At 37.5% G+C, this 16,160-nt stretch carries 14 protein-coding genes; 9 read left to right on the top strand and 5 right to left on the bottom strand.

Annotated elements, in window-relative coordinates; translation table 11 throughout:
* Positions 1 to 4: 4 nt before the first annotated feature.
* The 4 genes from V8G61_RS11885 to V8G61_RS11870 form a co-directional block, all read right to left on the bottom strand.
* Positions 5 to 3,220, bottom strand: coding sequence for a S41 family peptidase (locus V8G61_RS11885; protein ID WP_394875948.1), 3,216 nt, complete (start codon positions 3,218 to 3,220; stop codon positions 5 to 7).
* A 68-nt stretch (positions 3,221 to 3,288) separates the two neighbouring features.
* Positions 3,289 to 4,413, bottom strand: coding sequence for a DUF2891 domain-containing protein (locus V8G61_RS11880; protein WP_394875947.1), 1,125 nt, complete (start codon positions 4,411 to 4,413; stop codon positions 3,289 to 3,291).
* 33 nt (positions 4,414 to 4,446) lie between these two features.
* Complete coding sequence (locus V8G61_RS11875) at positions 4,447 to 5,382, bottom strand: hypothetical protein (protein WP_394875945.1); 936 nt, start codon at positions 5,380 to 5,382, stop codon at positions 4,447 to 4,449.
* A gap of 147 nt (positions 5,383 to 5,529) precedes the next feature.
* Entirely contained in the window at positions 5,530 to 7,065 is a 1,536-nt protein-coding gene (locus V8G61_RS11870; protein ID WP_394875943.1) for a YifB family Mg chelatase-like AAA ATPase, read from the bottom strand.
* A 268-nt stretch (positions 7,066 to 7,333) separates the two neighbouring features.
* Between V8G61_RS11870 and glp the strand changes: the two genes are divergently transcribed.
* Genes glp through moaA form a run of 9 tightly spaced genes read left to right on the top strand, consistent with a single transcriptional unit; the run spans position 7,334 to position 13,864 of the window.
* A complete protein-coding gene (gene glp / locus V8G61_RS11865) occupies positions 7,334 to 8,512 on the top strand; it encodes a gephyrin-like molybdotransferase Glp (protein ID WP_394875942.1) in 1,179 nt (392 codons plus the stop codon).
* Position 8,513: 1 nt separating this feature from the next.
* On the top strand, positions 8,514 to 8,852 hold the full coding sequence (locus V8G61_RS11860) for a winged helix-turn-helix domain-containing protein (protein WP_394875941.1): 339 nt from the start codon (positions 8,514 to 8,516) through the stop codon (positions 8,850 to 8,852).
* A 31-nt stretch (positions 8,853 to 8,883) separates the two neighbouring features.
* On the top strand, positions 8,884 to 9,594 hold the full coding sequence (locus V8G61_RS11855) for a sulfite exporter TauE/SafE family protein (protein ID WP_394875940.1): 711 nt from the start codon (positions 8,884 to 8,886) through the stop codon (positions 9,592 to 9,594).
* 1 nt (position 9,595) lies between these two features.
* Positions 9,596 to 10,168 (top strand): molybdenum cofactor guanylyltransferase, encoded by a 573-nt coding sequence (locus V8G61_RS11850; protein ID WP_394875939.1) that lies wholly within the window; start codon positions 9,596 to 9,598, stop codon positions 10,166 to 10,168.
* A complete protein-coding gene (locus tag V8G61_RS11845; RefSeq protein WP_394875938.1) occupies positions 10,162 to 10,395 on the top strand; it encodes a MoaD/ThiS family protein in 234 nt (77 codons plus the stop codon). The genes V8G61_RS11850 and V8G61_RS11845 overlap by 7 nt, the downstream gene beginning before the upstream one ends.
* Positions 10,396 to 10,401: 6 nt before the next feature.
* Positions 10,402 to 11,487: a molybdopterin-synthase adenylyltransferase MoeB gene (moeB, locus tag V8G61_RS11840; protein WP_394875936.1), complete on the top strand. Its 1,086-nt coding sequence runs from the start codon at positions 10,402 to 10,404 to the stop codon at positions 11,485 to 11,487.
* Complete coding sequence (locus tag V8G61_RS11835) at positions 11,477 to 11,920, top strand: molybdenum cofactor biosynthesis protein MoaE (protein ID WP_394875934.1); 444 nt, start codon at positions 11,477 to 11,479, stop codon at positions 11,918 to 11,920. The genes moeB and V8G61_RS11835 overlap by 11 nt, the downstream gene beginning before the upstream one ends.
* Positions 11,921 to 11,929: 9 nt before the next feature.
* Complete coding sequence (gene moaCB / locus V8G61_RS11830) at positions 11,930 to 12,841, top strand: bifunctional molybdenum cofactor biosynthesis protein MoaC/MoaB (protein WP_394875933.1); 912 nt, start codon at positions 11,930 to 11,932, stop codon at positions 12,839 to 12,841.
* A 15-nt stretch (positions 12,842 to 12,856) separates the two neighbouring features.
* Positions 12,857 to 13,864 (top strand): GTP 3',8-cyclase MoaA, encoded by a 1,008-nt coding sequence (gene moaA, locus V8G61_RS11825; protein ID WP_394875932.1) that lies wholly within the window; start codon positions 12,857 to 12,859, stop codon positions 13,862 to 13,864.
* A 3-nt stretch (positions 13,865 to 13,867) separates the two neighbouring features.
* Here the strand turns inward: moaA and V8G61_RS11820 are convergent, their stop codons facing one another.
* Positions 13,868 to 16,156: an FdhF/YdeP family oxidoreductase gene (locus V8G61_RS11820; RefSeq protein ID WP_394875930.1), complete on the bottom strand. Its 2,289-nt coding sequence runs from the start codon at positions 16,154 to 16,156 to the stop codon at positions 13,868 to 13,870.
* Positions 16,157 to 16,160 lie beyond the last annotated feature (4 nt).

Below are 16,160 nucleotides of genomic sequence, written 5' to 3'. Positions count from 1 at the left end.
TAATTTAAATCTGCCCTAATAAAGTTTCTACAGCCTTTTTTAATTGACTGTCTTCTCCTTTAGCCTTTTCACCCGGCAGCTTTTCAATAATTATGTCCGGAACAGCAGGATCCAATTCCATGTTCGACTCTGTCTTTTTTACATACCACCCTCTAAAAGGCATTCTAACATAAGATCCATCAATTAATCGGGCTGACCCGGTCGAAATAACAGCTCCAAATGTAGGCTCGCCAACGAGCGTGCCCAAACCTAGTGTTTTATAGGCATGTGAAAAAATCTCAGCATTTGAGTAACTAGAACTATTACACATGGCAATTGAAGGTTTTGTCCATGATGCTAAAGGTAATCGCTCACTAAAAGGATAATAGTCCACAAAATTTTTATTCTCCTTTTCAAGGTCTTTAGCTGCTCCACGCGGAATGGTGTAAGCATGTTGTCGTACCGTTAAAACAGCCATGAGGTAATCGGTAGTCCAACCGCCTCCATTGTATCGCACATCTATCACAAGACCTTCCTTTCCTAAACCTGCCGCCGTTAATTCTCTTTCAAATTGTTCAAAACTTTGCCAGTTCATTCCCTGAATATGGATATAACCCAAGCGCCCCTTAGAATACTTTTCGGTTAATCGCTTTTGTTCTTTAATCCAGGCATCATAGTTTTCTTTTCTACTAGATGTTTTAGGACGAATGATAATTTCTTCTTTTTTACCATTTCTAATCAGCTCTAAATAAATTTTCTCATCTGAAGTACCTTCCAACAAACTATAGAAATTGGTAGTTTTAGTAAGCTCAGTTCCATTTATTGAAGTAATCACATCTCCTATTTTTACGGTACTCATAGCCTTATCAGCAGGCATGCTTTCAACAACATTTGTCACCTTAACCGAACCATCCTTATTTGATTTTAACTCCAAACCTAACAACCCGGTACGCTCTCTTTCCAAGTCCTCTCGCGATTCACCACTTCTAAAGCCCATATGACTCGCATTTATTTGCCCTAACATCCAGTTGAACATATTTTGAAAATCCGTTCGGGTCGAAGCTTTCAAAGCAAGAGGTTTATATTTTTCTTTTAAAACGGACCAATCTTGACCATGAAAATTGGGGTCGTAAAAGCCATCGTTTATGGCCTTCCAGGCTTCTTCAAAAATTTGTTCGGATTCAGCAATGTAATCAATATCCATTTTAGCATTATAAGGTAATGATTCTATTTTATCATTAGATAAATTTATTATGGATAAGCCTCCGGAACTCAAGTTTAAAACAATTTCAGTACCTTTTTTATTCAATACCAAACTTGCAGGACGTGAGTTGTTTTTCGTTATCTCCTTTTTATTTTTTCCATCCCAATCTATTTTAAAAAGATCAGATTCAACTGATGCATCTCCTCGTGAACCATTTCCAGTGCTATAGTAAACGGTTTTTCCATCATTCGAAATAGCTCGTGCAAACTCGCCACCTACGTAATTAGTTACCTGTACCTGACGATTGTGTATATCTTCAAAATCGATAGTGATAGGTTTTACAGCCTCTTTTTCATCTTTTTTATCCTTTCCGTTTTCTTTCTTTTCAGAACTTTTGATTTTTTCTTCTTTCCAATCTTCATCTGTTTTTTCCCAGTCCGATTTATTCAACCAAATAAACCATACATCAAAATCATTATTATTCCTATTAGAAGAAAACACTAACTTTTTTCCATCGTCACTCCATATTGGTCCGCCATCACGCTTAGGATGCATCGAAACATTAACCGGTTTTAAACTATTATCAGCTTTATGGATATACACTTCCTGATTAAAATTTAAATCACTTAGCGTATAAGCCACCCAATTAGAGTCAGGAGACCAGGACACATCATCAGGTGTATCCCATCCGTCCACCAGCACAGTTTCATCGGATAATTTACCTGCCGGATTAATTTTAGCAACAATTAATTTACCACGACCCAAAGTGTAAGCAACATACTTACCGTCAGGTGAAATCACTGGATTAGCCTCTCCATCCTTTGTTTTAGTTAAACGAATAATTTCGTGCTTTAAAGTTTCTAAAAGGCCTTTTGAAGGATCTTCAGATTTTAGTAAGTACAATTCGTTCTGCCCATCACGATCTGAAACAAAAACAATAGTACTATCACTTAGCCAGGTGGGCATTTGATCTCTGTAAGCCGATTTTGAAACATTAACCGTTTTCGCGTTATCCTTGTCTGTTGATCTCAAAAATAATTCACCCCTGATCTCAAAAGCACTTAATTTGCCATTTGGCGAAAGCGCTAAATCACCAGCTCCCTTATTGAAGGATTCATGCTTTACAGGAGTAAATCTGTAATCCGTTGGAATTTGTACGTTTACCTCCTTTAATTCATTACTATTAGTATCGGAAACATACACTTTATCTCCATTGACACAGGCTAAATAGTTTCCGTTTGAACTCAAGCTAAATGAAAAAATCCCAGAATCTTTAAAATTAGTAATGGCTGAAATAGCATCCGTTTTTTTACCATTGCTATCGATTCGCAATTGATGAACATTGTATTTTCCGCTCCTCGATGATTGAAAATAAATAGTGTTGTCATCTTTCCAAAACGGAGAAAAATCATTTCCGTCATAGTTTGTGAGTTGGGTGTAAACATCATTAGCAATATCGTATAACCAAATATCCCGATTTGCCGAGCCGCGATAGGCCTCTCTTGCAATGCGACAATGACCTCTTACAAAAGCAACATATTTTCCGTTTGGAGATAGCTTAGCATCGAAGCCCAAGCTTTTTAAAAATAGTTCGGGAGTTCCTCCTGCATCACTAATATGTTGGATCTCCGGCTCACGTTCTACCTGACTGTAATAGCGATTTGTTGAAAATAGGACATCACCATCTTTGGTGTAATCCGTAATTTCATCATCAGTAGAATGAAAAGTTAAACGCCTTGGTGTTCCGCCATTAGAGCCAATCACAAAAATATCATCGTTTCCAAATCGGTTACTTATAAATGCTATGGACTCTCCATTTGAGCTCCAGAATGGCTTGGTGTCGTAGCCCTCATGTATGGTAATACGCTTTGTATTCTGACCTGAAATATCCATGGTCCAAATATCACCTTGATAATTGAAGGCAACAGATTTTCCATCCGGACTTACTACCGGTAAATTTATAAGGACACTTTGTGCTCCTACGGAAAATGAAAGGAAGAATATGGTTGCTAAAACTGTTTTAAAAATAGTATTCATTAGGATGGAATTTAATAGAATTAATATTTAGTGATTTATTTACTTTTGATTTTTGGTTAAAACTCTTATTAATCATGCTTTACTGTTTTTAAAGCATAAATCGCGAAACTTCCCAACCAATGGCCACCTTCGTAGCTATCGCCAACAATACCGGGAAGGGAATAATTTATGTGTTTATTGGCTATCCGACGCAAGTGATCGTATTTCGGTAAACCCTCAGCAATTTCGTTTAAACACCAGGCTCTAGAGAAGTTTACACCGTCCAAATGTACAAGCTGCCCATCCGTTCTATCGGATACCAGACCAACTTCAAGGTCATAATTTTTTTCTTTTAATTGTGGAAGAAAATCATTCATCCAAACCTTAAATGCATCTTCCGGAAGCAAACGCTTCATGAGAGCTGCTTCCTCTAAACAGGGTGATAAAAAGTCACTCCCACTAGGCTCCCAGGACATCGGACAATTCGCGTCTTCTAGAAAAAAATATTTTGCACGGTCTGTGATCGCTTGTTTTAAGGCTTCATCGTTTAGCGTCTGCGCATAATCGTACGCGAAGATCAAGCCAAATGCCGTATTGGTATGGGTTCCCACACGCAGCGGGTAATTCAATTTAGGCAAAAATTCAATGTATTTCTGAACAATGACATCTGTTAACGGTTGCAAATTTGATTCAAGCTCTCTAGCTAAAGGCGTATCCCAGGTATGTAGTGCCTCAGCAAGTTTTAAAAGCCAGGCCCAACCGTAAGTACGCTCAAAGGATCCATTATGTTCCCCTTTGAAATATACAACTTCTTGTTCAATATTTTCCTTCGATAGATTGTTTTGCAAACGCTCCTTCACTTCTTCTGCCTTTTCAATATCCGGAAACTGCTTAAGTAAGGCCACTAAACTCCAATGACCATGGACTGATGAATGCCAATCGAAACAACCGTAAAACGCAGGGTGCAAGGTCGCAGGAGCTTTCAAGTCCTCGTCACTACCTAAAGTCTGAGATAAGCGATTAGGGTATTCAATATTCATACAATGTAAAGGTAATTCTACCAGTCGATTTGCTTCTTTTAAATCTAATTTAGGAATCGGAATTGTATCTGTTATAGCCATTTCAGTTTTCGATTTTGAAGTTTCTTCAGAGGTTTCGGCTTGCTTACAGGCTGAAATCAAGACCAGAAGAAAAAAAACAGAGTATACTTTCATGTAAAGTGATTTATGGGAAATCGGTTAATAATTTTATTCAAACAATTCAGGGTTTTTCTGATACTTCTTTTTTTCTCTATTGGAAAATTCCTGAGTTATCAATTTTTCGTTAATGGAAACATTGTAAACCTCTCCAGGTTGAAGTTTTACATTTTTATTATTCACAAAAAAAACAGGATCAAGAAATTTAATCTTATAATTTCTATCCTTTAAGGTACTTTCTTTTTCATCTAGTAAATTATTTAGGAAATGAAAAATATTAAAATCGAAGCGGTAATTACCCTTATTGAATTTCTCTAAAGTACCTAAAACGGTATGTGGATATACCTCTTGTCCCGGTTTGACGAAAATCTCATCCTTGTTAAAGCCCTGGTACAAAGCATAAGTACCGTCCTCATGTTCAATAATAATAGCATTTCTGGCGCTGGTATATAATTTATTGAATTTTACATCTTTATCATATTCATTTTTTATATGGATCACCTGCCCTCTGCGCATAGCATAAATAGTATCCGGGGTATTTGAAATTACTAAGAAGGATTTCCATCCGATTGGTTTTTTACTTCCGAAATATTTCTCTCCAAGATCAGAAGCTTCCATGATTTTTATTTTTCGTCCGGTTTGGAAAGGCAAAAAATAACTAACTTTTTTATTAACCTTCGGATAAGGGTTTCCCTGCGTGTATTTAATCCGGTATGAAAAAGATATTCCATTGCGCTCATCAATTGGTTTTAATGTGAGTAAGATCCCTGAAGCGTTTTTTACCACACGCTCAACGCTCATACTATTGTTACTGTTTTCAAGCACATCAAATTCTATAGTCAAAAAATAGCTTCCGGGGACTTTCTTATTATAGTTAAACTGAACGGAATTATTAGTATTTCTTGTGTAGGTTACTTCAATATCATTTTGTGAAAAGACAACCTTAGTGCAGGTTATGATTAAGAAAAATAAAACTAGGTTTCTCACACTTATGATCGTTTTTTGTTAGCTGATAAGAATATTTAGCACAAAATACAAAATCGAGGGATTTGTTTGGCATAACTCCAGATATTATTCGGGAGATAATTTAATTTTTTTTAATTTCTCAATAGATATTATTTTAATTAGCATCGTTTACCCCAACCACCCATCACGATCCAAACTACGATACTGGATTGCTTCGCTTATATGAACTCCCTGAACTGTTTCAGAACCTTCTAAATCTGCTATGGTGCGTGCAACCTTCAATATCCTATCGTAAGCTCTTGCAGAAAGGTTAAGCCGTTCCATGGCGGTTTTAAGGAGTTGCTTTGAATGCGCATCTAAAATACAAAACCTTCTGATTTGTTTCGTGTTCATTTGTGCATTATAATGAACAGAATTATGATCAGAAAAGCGATGTGTCTGAATATCACGTGCTTGCGTCACACGTTTTCTTATATTTACAGAAAGTTCTCCACGCCTATCTTCTGATAATTTTTCAAAAGGAACGGGAGTAACTTCAATATGAATATCAATTCGATCCAATAAGGGTCCTGAAATCTTGCTTAAATAACGCTGCATTTCAGCAGGACTAGACGTTACCGGAGCATTTGGATCATTAAAATAACCACCCGGACTGGGATTCATACTCGCAACCAACATGAAAGATGAAGGATAAGTTACCGTAAAACGAGCCCTAGAAATGGTAACCTCCCGATCTTCCAAAGGTTGCCGCAATACCTCTAAAACACCACGTTTGAATTCAGGTAATTCATCGAGGAACAAAACACCATTGTGCGACAATGATATTTCTCCAGGCTGTGGAAAGGAACCACCTCCTACCAGAGCGACATCGCTAATGGTGTGATGTGGACTCCTAAATGGGCGCTGTGCCATCAGCCCCGTATCTTTAACGCGGCCCACAACCGAATGGATCTTAGTAGTCTCCAAAGCTTCCTCCATGGTCATGGGTGGTAAAATACTGGGTAAACGCTTGGCTAACATGGTTTTTCCAGCACCTGGCGGACCTATTAGAATAATGTTATGACCACCTGCCGCAGCAATTTCCATGCATCGCTTGATGCCTTCCTGACCTTTTACATCGGCAAAATCAAATTCCGGGAATTCCAGATTTTTTTCAAATTCCTTTTTAGCATCAATATGGGTAGCCTCAAGAAAAACTTCGCCATTAAAATGATTAATCACCTGTTTGATGTTTTCAACGCCGTATACGTCCAGATCATTTACTATAGCCGCTTCTTTCGCGTTTTGAATAGGCAAAATAAACCGTTTAAAACCATCAGCTTTAGCTTTTATAGCAATAGGCAAAGCCCCTTTTATGGGTTGTAAACTACCATCAAGGGAAAGTTCTCCCATAATAATATACGATTCCAGTTCCTCAGCCTGAATTTGCTTTGATGCGGTTAAAATACCTATGGCCAGAGTCAAATCGTAAGCACTTCCCTCCTTTCGCAAGTCGGCTGGAGCCATATTGATCGTTAATTTCTTTCCCGGAATTTTATATCCATTATTCTGAAGGGCGGCAGCAATACGATAATTGCTCTCTTTAATAGCGTTATCCGGCAAACCCACGAGATGGTAGCCAATACCCGAATCCACATTCACTTCAACAGTTATCGTAGTGGCATCAACACCAAAAACGGCGCTGCCAAAGACTTTTTTTAGCATAGGTTAAATTTATGATTTAAATTTAAAAATTTGATGCTTAAAACCTTAGCCAAGCAGATAAAAGTTGATAAAGGATGTAAGTATGTGTTGAAGTTATGACGTTTGTCGGATTTTTGGAGAAATCAAGACCCACATTAAAATTGTTTCGTTGTCGCTAAAATCATTTTCCGATAGTATTGCTTATTTATTTAGATAATTTAAAATCAATAAAATTTTAAGAATTTATATTGAATCTTCGTTATATTTGTAAAGACATAACGATTTCTACATGATTTCCATTCAAAGGGCAAAAGAATTAGTCGCTCAAAATACGCATCCACTATTAAAAAAGGTGAAAAAAACTTTGCAACTGTGTGGTGGTTACACATTAGCTGAAACGGTTTACAGCAGTATAAACATGCCCCCTTTCCGGCAATCGGCTATGGACGGTTATGCCTTAAACCTTCATGAGGCTTTAGAATATCAACTGATCGGAGAAATTAAAGCCGGCGATGGTGCAGAACCCAATTTGAAACCCGGTGAAGCCGTTCGTATTTTTACCGGTGCTCCGGTTCCGGATTCCGCTAATGCCGTGATGATGCAGGAAAAAATTCAGTTGGAAAACAAGCGTATAATTTTATCCGAAGCAATTTCAGAAGGAACCAATATCCGTCCTGAAGGTGAACAGGTTACTAAAGGAGCCATTGCTTTAAAAGAAGGAACGGTACTTACACCTGCAGCTATAGGGTTTCTAAGTTCCTTAGGAATTACTGAGGTTTTAGTTTACGATAAACCTAAAATAGCTGTAATCACGACAGGAAATGAGCTCGTGGGACCAGACCAACCCCTCACCTATGGCAAGATCTATGAAAGTAATTCCGAGATGCTCCGAGCAGCATTAGAGAGTCTTGATTTTAATGCTGTAACGGTGCATAAAGTTGAAGATGACTTCAATAAAACAAAAACACTTTTAGATAAGGTTTTAAATGAAAATAACCTGGTGATTATTACCGGTGGAATTTCAGTTGGTGATTATGATTTTGTTGGAAAGGCCTTGAAGGAAATTCAGGTTGAAGAAATATTTTATAAAGTGAAGCAAAAACCCGGAAAGCCCTTGTTCTTTGGAAAAAGAAATGACTCCAGTGTTTTTGCACTTCCTGGTAATCCGGCTGCATCACTCACTTGTTTTTACATCTATGTTTATATCGCTCTGCAAAATATGACCCATCGAAAATCTCAGGAATTAAGATGTATTAAGGCTATTTCAACATCTGAATTTTTAAAAAAAGGCGACCGACCCCAGTTTTTGAAGGCTATTTGCCAAGATGGAACAGTAACCATTTTAGAAGGTCAGAACTCATCAATGCTACATACCTTTGCTTTGGCTAATGCATTGGTATTCGCTGATGAAGCGATCACCAAGATCAATCAAGGCGATGTTTTAGAAACCGTTTTATTACCTACTTAAGATGAATTATAAGATTAAAAGCCGCATATGGATTGAAGCCGAAAATAAAGTATTATTAGGGGAAGGCCGTGTTCACCTGCTTAAAGAAATTCACGAAACCGGTTCATTGTCAAAAGCGGCAAAATCACTGGGTATTTCTTATAAGAAAGCCTGGCATTTACTTGATGCTGTAAATAAATCAGCTAAAAAACCAGTCACACTAAATAGTATTGGTGGTAAAGGTGGTGGTGGTACACAATTAACGCCTTACGGGGAGTCATTAGTTTCTGCCTTCGAGGAAATAAATAAGAACTGTTGGGAATTTTTAGACCAGCAATTAGAAAAAATTGAAGCCCTTTAGGATGCTCAATAACGAAAACATAATACTGTTTATGGCTTTACTCCCCGTGGTAGCCTTCTTATACTCCAGTGTAGGTCATGGTGGTGCGAGTGGCTATCTGGCCTTGATGGCTTTGTTTTCTTTTGCACCTGAAACCATGAAACCCACGGCTCTACTTTTAAATTTGTTCGTGGCTGCAATTTCATTTTACTACTATTATAGAGGTGGTTTTTTTAATAAAAAATTGTTTTCAACCTTTGCTGTGGCCTCAATTCCCATGGCGTTTTTGGGAGGTATGGTAGAATTAGACGCTATTATTTACAAAAAAATATTGGCGGTATTATTGGTGTTCGCCATTTTAAAAATGTTGAATGTCTTTGGAAAGGAAAAATCATATACCCGGGACATAAAAATATGGCAAGGCTTACTGGTGGGCGGCGCGATTGGATTTTTTTCCGGACTTATTGGAATTGGTGGTGGCATTATATTAACACCCTTAATTTTACTTCTTCATTGGGGCAAAATGAAGGAAGCTGCCGCTGTCTCTGCTTTGTTTATTTGGGTAAATTCGGCCGCAGGCCTGATCGGACAAATAAGTAGTGGTGTGCAATTGGAAAAAGAATCGTTTATTTTGATCGCTATCGCCTTGATTGGCGGAACGTTAGGCGGCTATTATGGCAGTAAAAAGATAAACAATAAAAATCTGCGATACATTTTAGCATTTGTACTTATGCTTGCAAGTTTTAAACTATTTTTTACTTAAAATGATAGCAAAAGAAAACATAACAGGAATTATTATAGCGGGCGGTAAAAGCACACGCATGGGTCGGGATAAAGGTTTTTTAGAGTTAAATGGCAAGCTATTCATGACGCATATTATTGAGGCGCTGCAACCTTTGGTTTCTGAAATTATTATTTGTTCTGATCATACTGATTACGATACTTTTGGTCTACGCCGAATTAAAGACACTATAAAAGATGCCGGACCACTCGCAGGATTGTATTCGGGATTAGCAGCCTCAAATACAGATTATAATTTAGTTTTAAGTTGCGATATTCCCCTAATTACTTCAAAGGTTTTAAAAAAATTGATTGAAAAAGAAGATCACGAATCTGATATCGTTATGTTCGAACAAGGTGGTAAAACAATGCCTCTGGTCGCCTTGTATAAAAAGGCATGCAGCAAAAAATTAAAAGCGATATTAGATTCCGGAGAACGACGCCTTCAAAGGGCTTTGGAAGCATTCAATGTGAAATCAATAAAAATAAAAGAGCAGCAAAAAGCCCTTAGTAATATTAATACTAAAACACAGTTAAACGCTATTAAATCATGTTAGTTACGATTAAATATTTCGGACAGATAATTGAAATCACCAAATGCGATGAAGAAAAGCTGGAGTTCCATGGATCGTATATTCAAAACCTCGTGGAAAAACTATATGAGAAGTATCCGAAATTGACTGAAATTGAGTTTAAAGTAGCCCAGAACCAAGAATTGGTTTCAACGGAAACATTTTTGAGTAGTGCTGAAATTGCCTTATTACCTCCGTTTGCCGGTGGTTGATTTTTTATGAACAGATATAACAGACATATTATTTTACCTGAGATTGGGCCGGAAGGTCAACAAAAGATCTCTAGTGCTAAAGTTTTAGTAATCGGCGCCGGAGGTTTAGGCTGTCCGGTATTACAATATTTGGCAGCGGCCGGTGTGGGTACTTTGGGAATAATAGACTTTGATACGGTAGATATCACCAACCTCCAACGTCAAATTTTATTTGGCACTTCCAGTTTAAATCAAAATAAGGCTCTGGCCGCCAAAGTGCGATTGGAAGATCTAAATAATAGTATAAACATTAAAGCCTATCCTGAACCACTCAACTATAAAAATGCGCTGAACTTATTTCAGCAATATGACATTATAGTTGATGGGTCCGATAATTTTGATACGAGGTATTTAGTGAACGACGCATCTATTTTAACGAATAAACCTTTGGTTTATGGTGCTATTTATAAATTTGAAGGCCAGGTTTCGGTGTTCAATTATAATAATGGTCCCTCCTATCGCTGTTTATTTCCTAATCCACCACAAAAGAATTCAGTACCGAATTGCGATGAAATCGGTGTATTAGGAGTTTTACCTGGGATTATAGGTACTATGCAGGCCAATGAAGTTTTAAAACTGATTTTGAATTTGGGTAAGCCACTGTCTGGAATTTTACTTTGTTACAACGCCTTGCAAGGAAATATGACCCATCTGAAAATTCATCGAAATAATACTATCATCCAAAAGGTTAAGGATGAAGCTGATCAATTTTCAGATAAAATTATAGATCTTAATTGTGAACCAGCTTTAAATACAATAAGCATCGACAGCCTTAACGCTGATGAAACGGTACAATTTCTTGACGTTAGGAATTTTGATGAAATACCAAAACTTGAAAATCCTGAGATTATTCAAATTCCTTTAAACGATCTAAAAGCGAAAGTTCACAACCTAGATCATGATAAAAAAACCTTGGTATTTTGTCAATCCGGAATCCGAAGTAAAACAGCGGTAGAACTTTTGAAGTCGCAAGGGTTTCAAGCCTGTTTTCAATTAGAAGAAAATGCAGAAGCATTGCAAAACATATTTAAAAATCAATCTTATGTCAGATAAAAAAATTAAAAACGTTTTTAAACAAGGTCCGATAAGTTCTGCGTTTATAGGCGAATCGATCTACAAACATCAAACTAAGACCAGTATTGGCGCTCATAATATTTTCTTAGGCCAGGTTCGTGCAGATGAAATTGATGGTAAACGTGTAAAAGCCATTGAATACACAGCATATGAAGATATGGCAAATACTAAGTTCCATGACATTCGAGAGGCAACATTTGAAAAATTCGACCTCACTTGCATGCATATTTATCACAGTTTGGGAATTGTTAATGCTGGAGAAATTTGTTTGTTCGTTTTTGTATCCTCACCGCATCGCAAAACCGTTTTTGAAGCGCTTAACTTTGTCGTTGAAGCCATAAAAGCAGATGTTCCTGTTTTTGGTAAGGAAATCTTTGAAGATCTAAGTCATCAATGGAAAGTAAATAGTTAAAATATTTTTATGGTAGATATAACAGCTAAAAATACAAGTTTACGAGTAGCCACAGCACAGGCGATTGTTAAGGTTAGCAAACCTGAAACCATTTCGGCGATAAAAAACGATACCGTTCCTAAAGGGAATGTATTTGCGATGAGTAAAGCTGCAGGATTATTGGGAGTAAAACGCACCCCGGACATATTGCCGGATTGCCATCCTTTACCTATAGAGTTCACCGGCGTTGAATACGAGATCAATGGCTTGGAAATTAAAGTTTTATTTACCGTGAAAACGATTTATAAGACAGGGGTTGAAGTTGAAGCCATGCACGGGGCAAGTGTAGTCGCTTTGAATATGTACGATATGCTTAAACCTATTGACAAACTCATCGAAATAGAACACATCAAACTTCTTTCCAAAAAAGGAGGTAAATCAGATTTTAAAGAAACCTTTAAATCCGACCTTAAAGCGGCGGTTATTGTTTGCAGTGACACCATTTCTGCGGGACAAAAAGAGGATAAAGCCGGTAAGGCCATCATTGAAAAGCTTTTAGCCTGCCATGTTAAAACGACGGAATATATAATTATTCCGGATGAGAAAGATGAGATCCAGAATAAAACTAAAACCTTTGTCAAACAAGGGCTTGATATGATCATTTTCACAGGCGGCACGGGACTCTCCGCACGTGATAACACGCCTGAAGCCATTATTCCTTTACTAGACCGCAGGATTCCCGGTGCAGAAGAAGCTATCAGGAATTATGGCCAGAACAGAATGCCATACGCTATGCTATCGCGAAGTGTTGTTGGAACTATCGGAAGCACTTTAGTATTAGCACTTCCGGGATCAACAAATGGTGCAAAGGAATCTATGGACGCCATTTTTCCGGCCATTTTACATAGTTTTAAAGTTTTAAAAGGAATCAGACACGATTAAAAAGAAAATAATAATATGACAAATACGTCTAAAATACTTCGTGACAACCACGGCAGAAATCACAGTTATTTACGAATATCACTTATTGAACGCTGTAATTTGCGCTGTACCTATTGCATGCCGGAAGCTGGGGTGCAATTATCTCCTAAAAGTCATTTAATGACGTATGAAGAAATATTTAGTATCGCTAAAACATTTGTAGACCATGGCGTAACTAAAATTCGCCTAACCGGAGGAGAACCTTTAATACGAAAAGACATTCCTATTATTATTGAAAAATTAGCGACACTACCAGTAGAACTTTCCATAACCTCCAACGCTGTTATTATTGAGAGGTTTATTGATGTTTTAAAAGATAATGGCGTTAAGAATATTAATATTAGTCTGGATTCTTTACAAAAAGATAAATTTGCCAGCATCACCCGTCGTAATCAATTTGATAAAGTTTATGAGAATATAATGCTGCTAATCAAAGAAGGATTCAAGGTTAAAATAAATGCTGTGTTGATGAAGGACTTTAATGAGGATGAAATTGTTGATTTCATCAAATTCACTAAAGAAAATAATGTAGCAGTTAGATTTATTGAATTTATGCCTTTTGACGGTAACAAGTGGGACTTGAGTAAAATGGTATCTTATAAAGATGTTATGGAACGTGTGAATGAGGCTTTTCCAAAAAGTCAGATTGAACGTTTACAGGATGCTCCAAATGACACTTCTAAAAACTATAAAATTACAGGTTACGCCGGAAGTTTCGCTATTATTAGTTCCGTAACCAATCCGTTTTGTGATTCTTGTAACCGCTTGCGACTTACAGCGAATGGTCAATTAAAAAATTGTTTGTTTTCTTCCGGAGAATCCGATATTTTAGGCACATTTCGTGCTGGAAAATCTATTGAACCCGTTATTAAAAAAGCGGTTCAGGCTAAACATTTCATGCGCGGTGGTATGGATACCCTTGAAAAATTACAAGAACCCAAACGCCACACGAATAACCGCAGTATGATCACCATTGGCGGTTAATTTTTAAGCGACCTTCACTGTTATTCGGATACTTTTTGACGTTGGTGTTTTACAGGTATGCGCAAAACTATCAATTGGAACCAAAACGTTGGTTTCCGGGTAATACGTAGCGCAACAATCTTTAGGGATATCATACCCAACCACCTTAAAATTATTTGCTTCGCGAATTACACCATCGTATTCCGACTTTAAATGTACCACTTGCTGCTCTTCTAATCCGCGTAATTTCATATCCTCACGATTCATAAAAATTATCCGGCGTTCATTATAAATACCACGATAGCGATCGTTCATGCCATAAATAGTAGTATTAAATTGATCATGACTCCGAATGGTCATCATAATTAATTCATCTTCCTTGAGAGTCCACCCCGGTAATTTATTTTTAGAAAACTCCGCTTTTCCACTTGTTGTATTGAACTTTCTAATACGCGCTCCGTTAGGTAAGTAGAACCCAGATGGATTTTGAAGCCTTTTGTTAAAAGCCTCAAACCCCGAAACAACTTCTTCGATATCATCTCTAACACGATCGTAATCATCCTTATACTCCAACCAATTTATTTTTGTACGGTCTTTCATGGTTTCATAAGCCATGCCGCAAACCACAGCAACTTCACTAATAATTCGATCGGAACAAGGTTCTTTAACTCCTTTTGTTGAAGAAACTACGCCCATAGAATTTTCTACACTTAAGGTTTGTACCCCTGACTTTTGATAATCTTTTTCGGAACGACCCAAACAAGGTAAGATGAGGGCTTCTTTACCGGTAACTAAATGCGAACGGTTTAATTTCGTGCTCACATGAACCGTTAAATTACAATTAGCCAACGCCTGTCCGGTATAATTAGTGTCAGGAGCTGCCACTGTAAAATTACCCCCAAGACCAATGAATACTTTAGCTCTTTGTTCATGCATGGCCTTTATACTTTCCAAAACTGCATACCCGGGCTCACTTTTCGGCTTAAAGCCATATTTAGCTTCTATTTTGTCCAAAAAGTCCTGTGGTGCCGCATCCCAAATCCCAACCGTTCTATCGCCCTGAACATTGGAATGCCCACGTACCGGACACGTACCGGTTCCTGGTTTACCAATACTACCTTTCAATAATAACAAATTGACCAATTCCCTGATATTATCCACGGCGTTCTCGTGTTGCGTAAGCCCCATAGCCCAGCAAGCAATAATATTGTTGTTATTTATAATGATATCCAAAACATCATCAAAAATTTCTTTTGAGACACCTGAGGCCTTAAGGCAGTTTTCAAAATCATATTGTTTGAGATCATTTACGAAATCGTCATAACCGTGTGTATAGGTCTTAATAAATTCTTTATCGGTAACATTTCCGGTTTCAGCCTCTTTTTCTATTAATTTAATAAGTAAAGCTTTCGTAAAAGCCACATCCCCATTAATCCGAATAGGAACATATACATCAGCAAGCTTCGTTCCTCCGGAAAGTATCTTTAAAGGTTTCTGTGGATTGGTAAAATGCATCAATCCTGCTTCTGGCAAAGGGTTAATGGCGATTATTTTACCACCGTTCTTTTTACATTTTTCTAATGCTGATAACATTCTGGGATGATTGGTAGCAGGGTTTTGACCAATGATTATAAGCACATCGGCTTTATGCAGATCATTCAAGGTTACAGATCCCTTTCCAGTACCTAAAGTTTGAGTAAGGGCCGAGCCACTGGCCTCATGACACATATTGGAGCAATCTGGTAAGTTGGTTGTTCCAAATTCACGAACAAATAATTGATATAAAAAGGCCGCTTCGTTGGTCGTTCTACCGGAAGTATAAAAAATAGCTTCATCTGGGCTTTTCAAAGCATTGAGATGCTTAGCAACTTTTTTAAAAGCGGCATCCCAACTTATGGGTTCGTAGTGGGTAGAACCTTCCTTAAGAACCATAGGTTCTGATAATCTTCCTGCTTTACCAATTTCAAAATCAGACCAGCCTGCAAGTTCTTCCACCGAATATTTTTTAAAAAAGGAAGCACCGATCGTATTCTTCTGAGCCTCTTCAGCTATGGCCTTTATACCATTTTCGCAATATTCCGCAATGGATGAGCGCTTGCCATCAGGATCAGCCCAGGCACAACCGGGACAATCAAAGCCATCTTTTTGATTCATTTTTAAAGATAATCTTAAGGCTTCAAAAGGCTTCATATATTTAACAACCTGAGTTACTGAAGATAATATAGACTGGAGTCCGGCACTATTCTTCTTAGGCTTTTTAACCTTTAAATCTGAAAACTTATCCGTTATCTTGGCATGTTCTTTTGAATTCAATCTG

It is taken from the genome of Gaetbulibacter sp. M240 (assembly GCF_043876815.1).
In the GTDB taxonomy this organism is placed as follows: domain Bacteria; phylum Bacteroidota; class Bacteroidia; order Flavobacteriales; family Flavobacteriaceae; genus Gaetbulibacter_A.
Note: the sequence above shows the minus strand (reverse complement) of the source record. Positions and strands in the feature narration are given on the sequence as shown.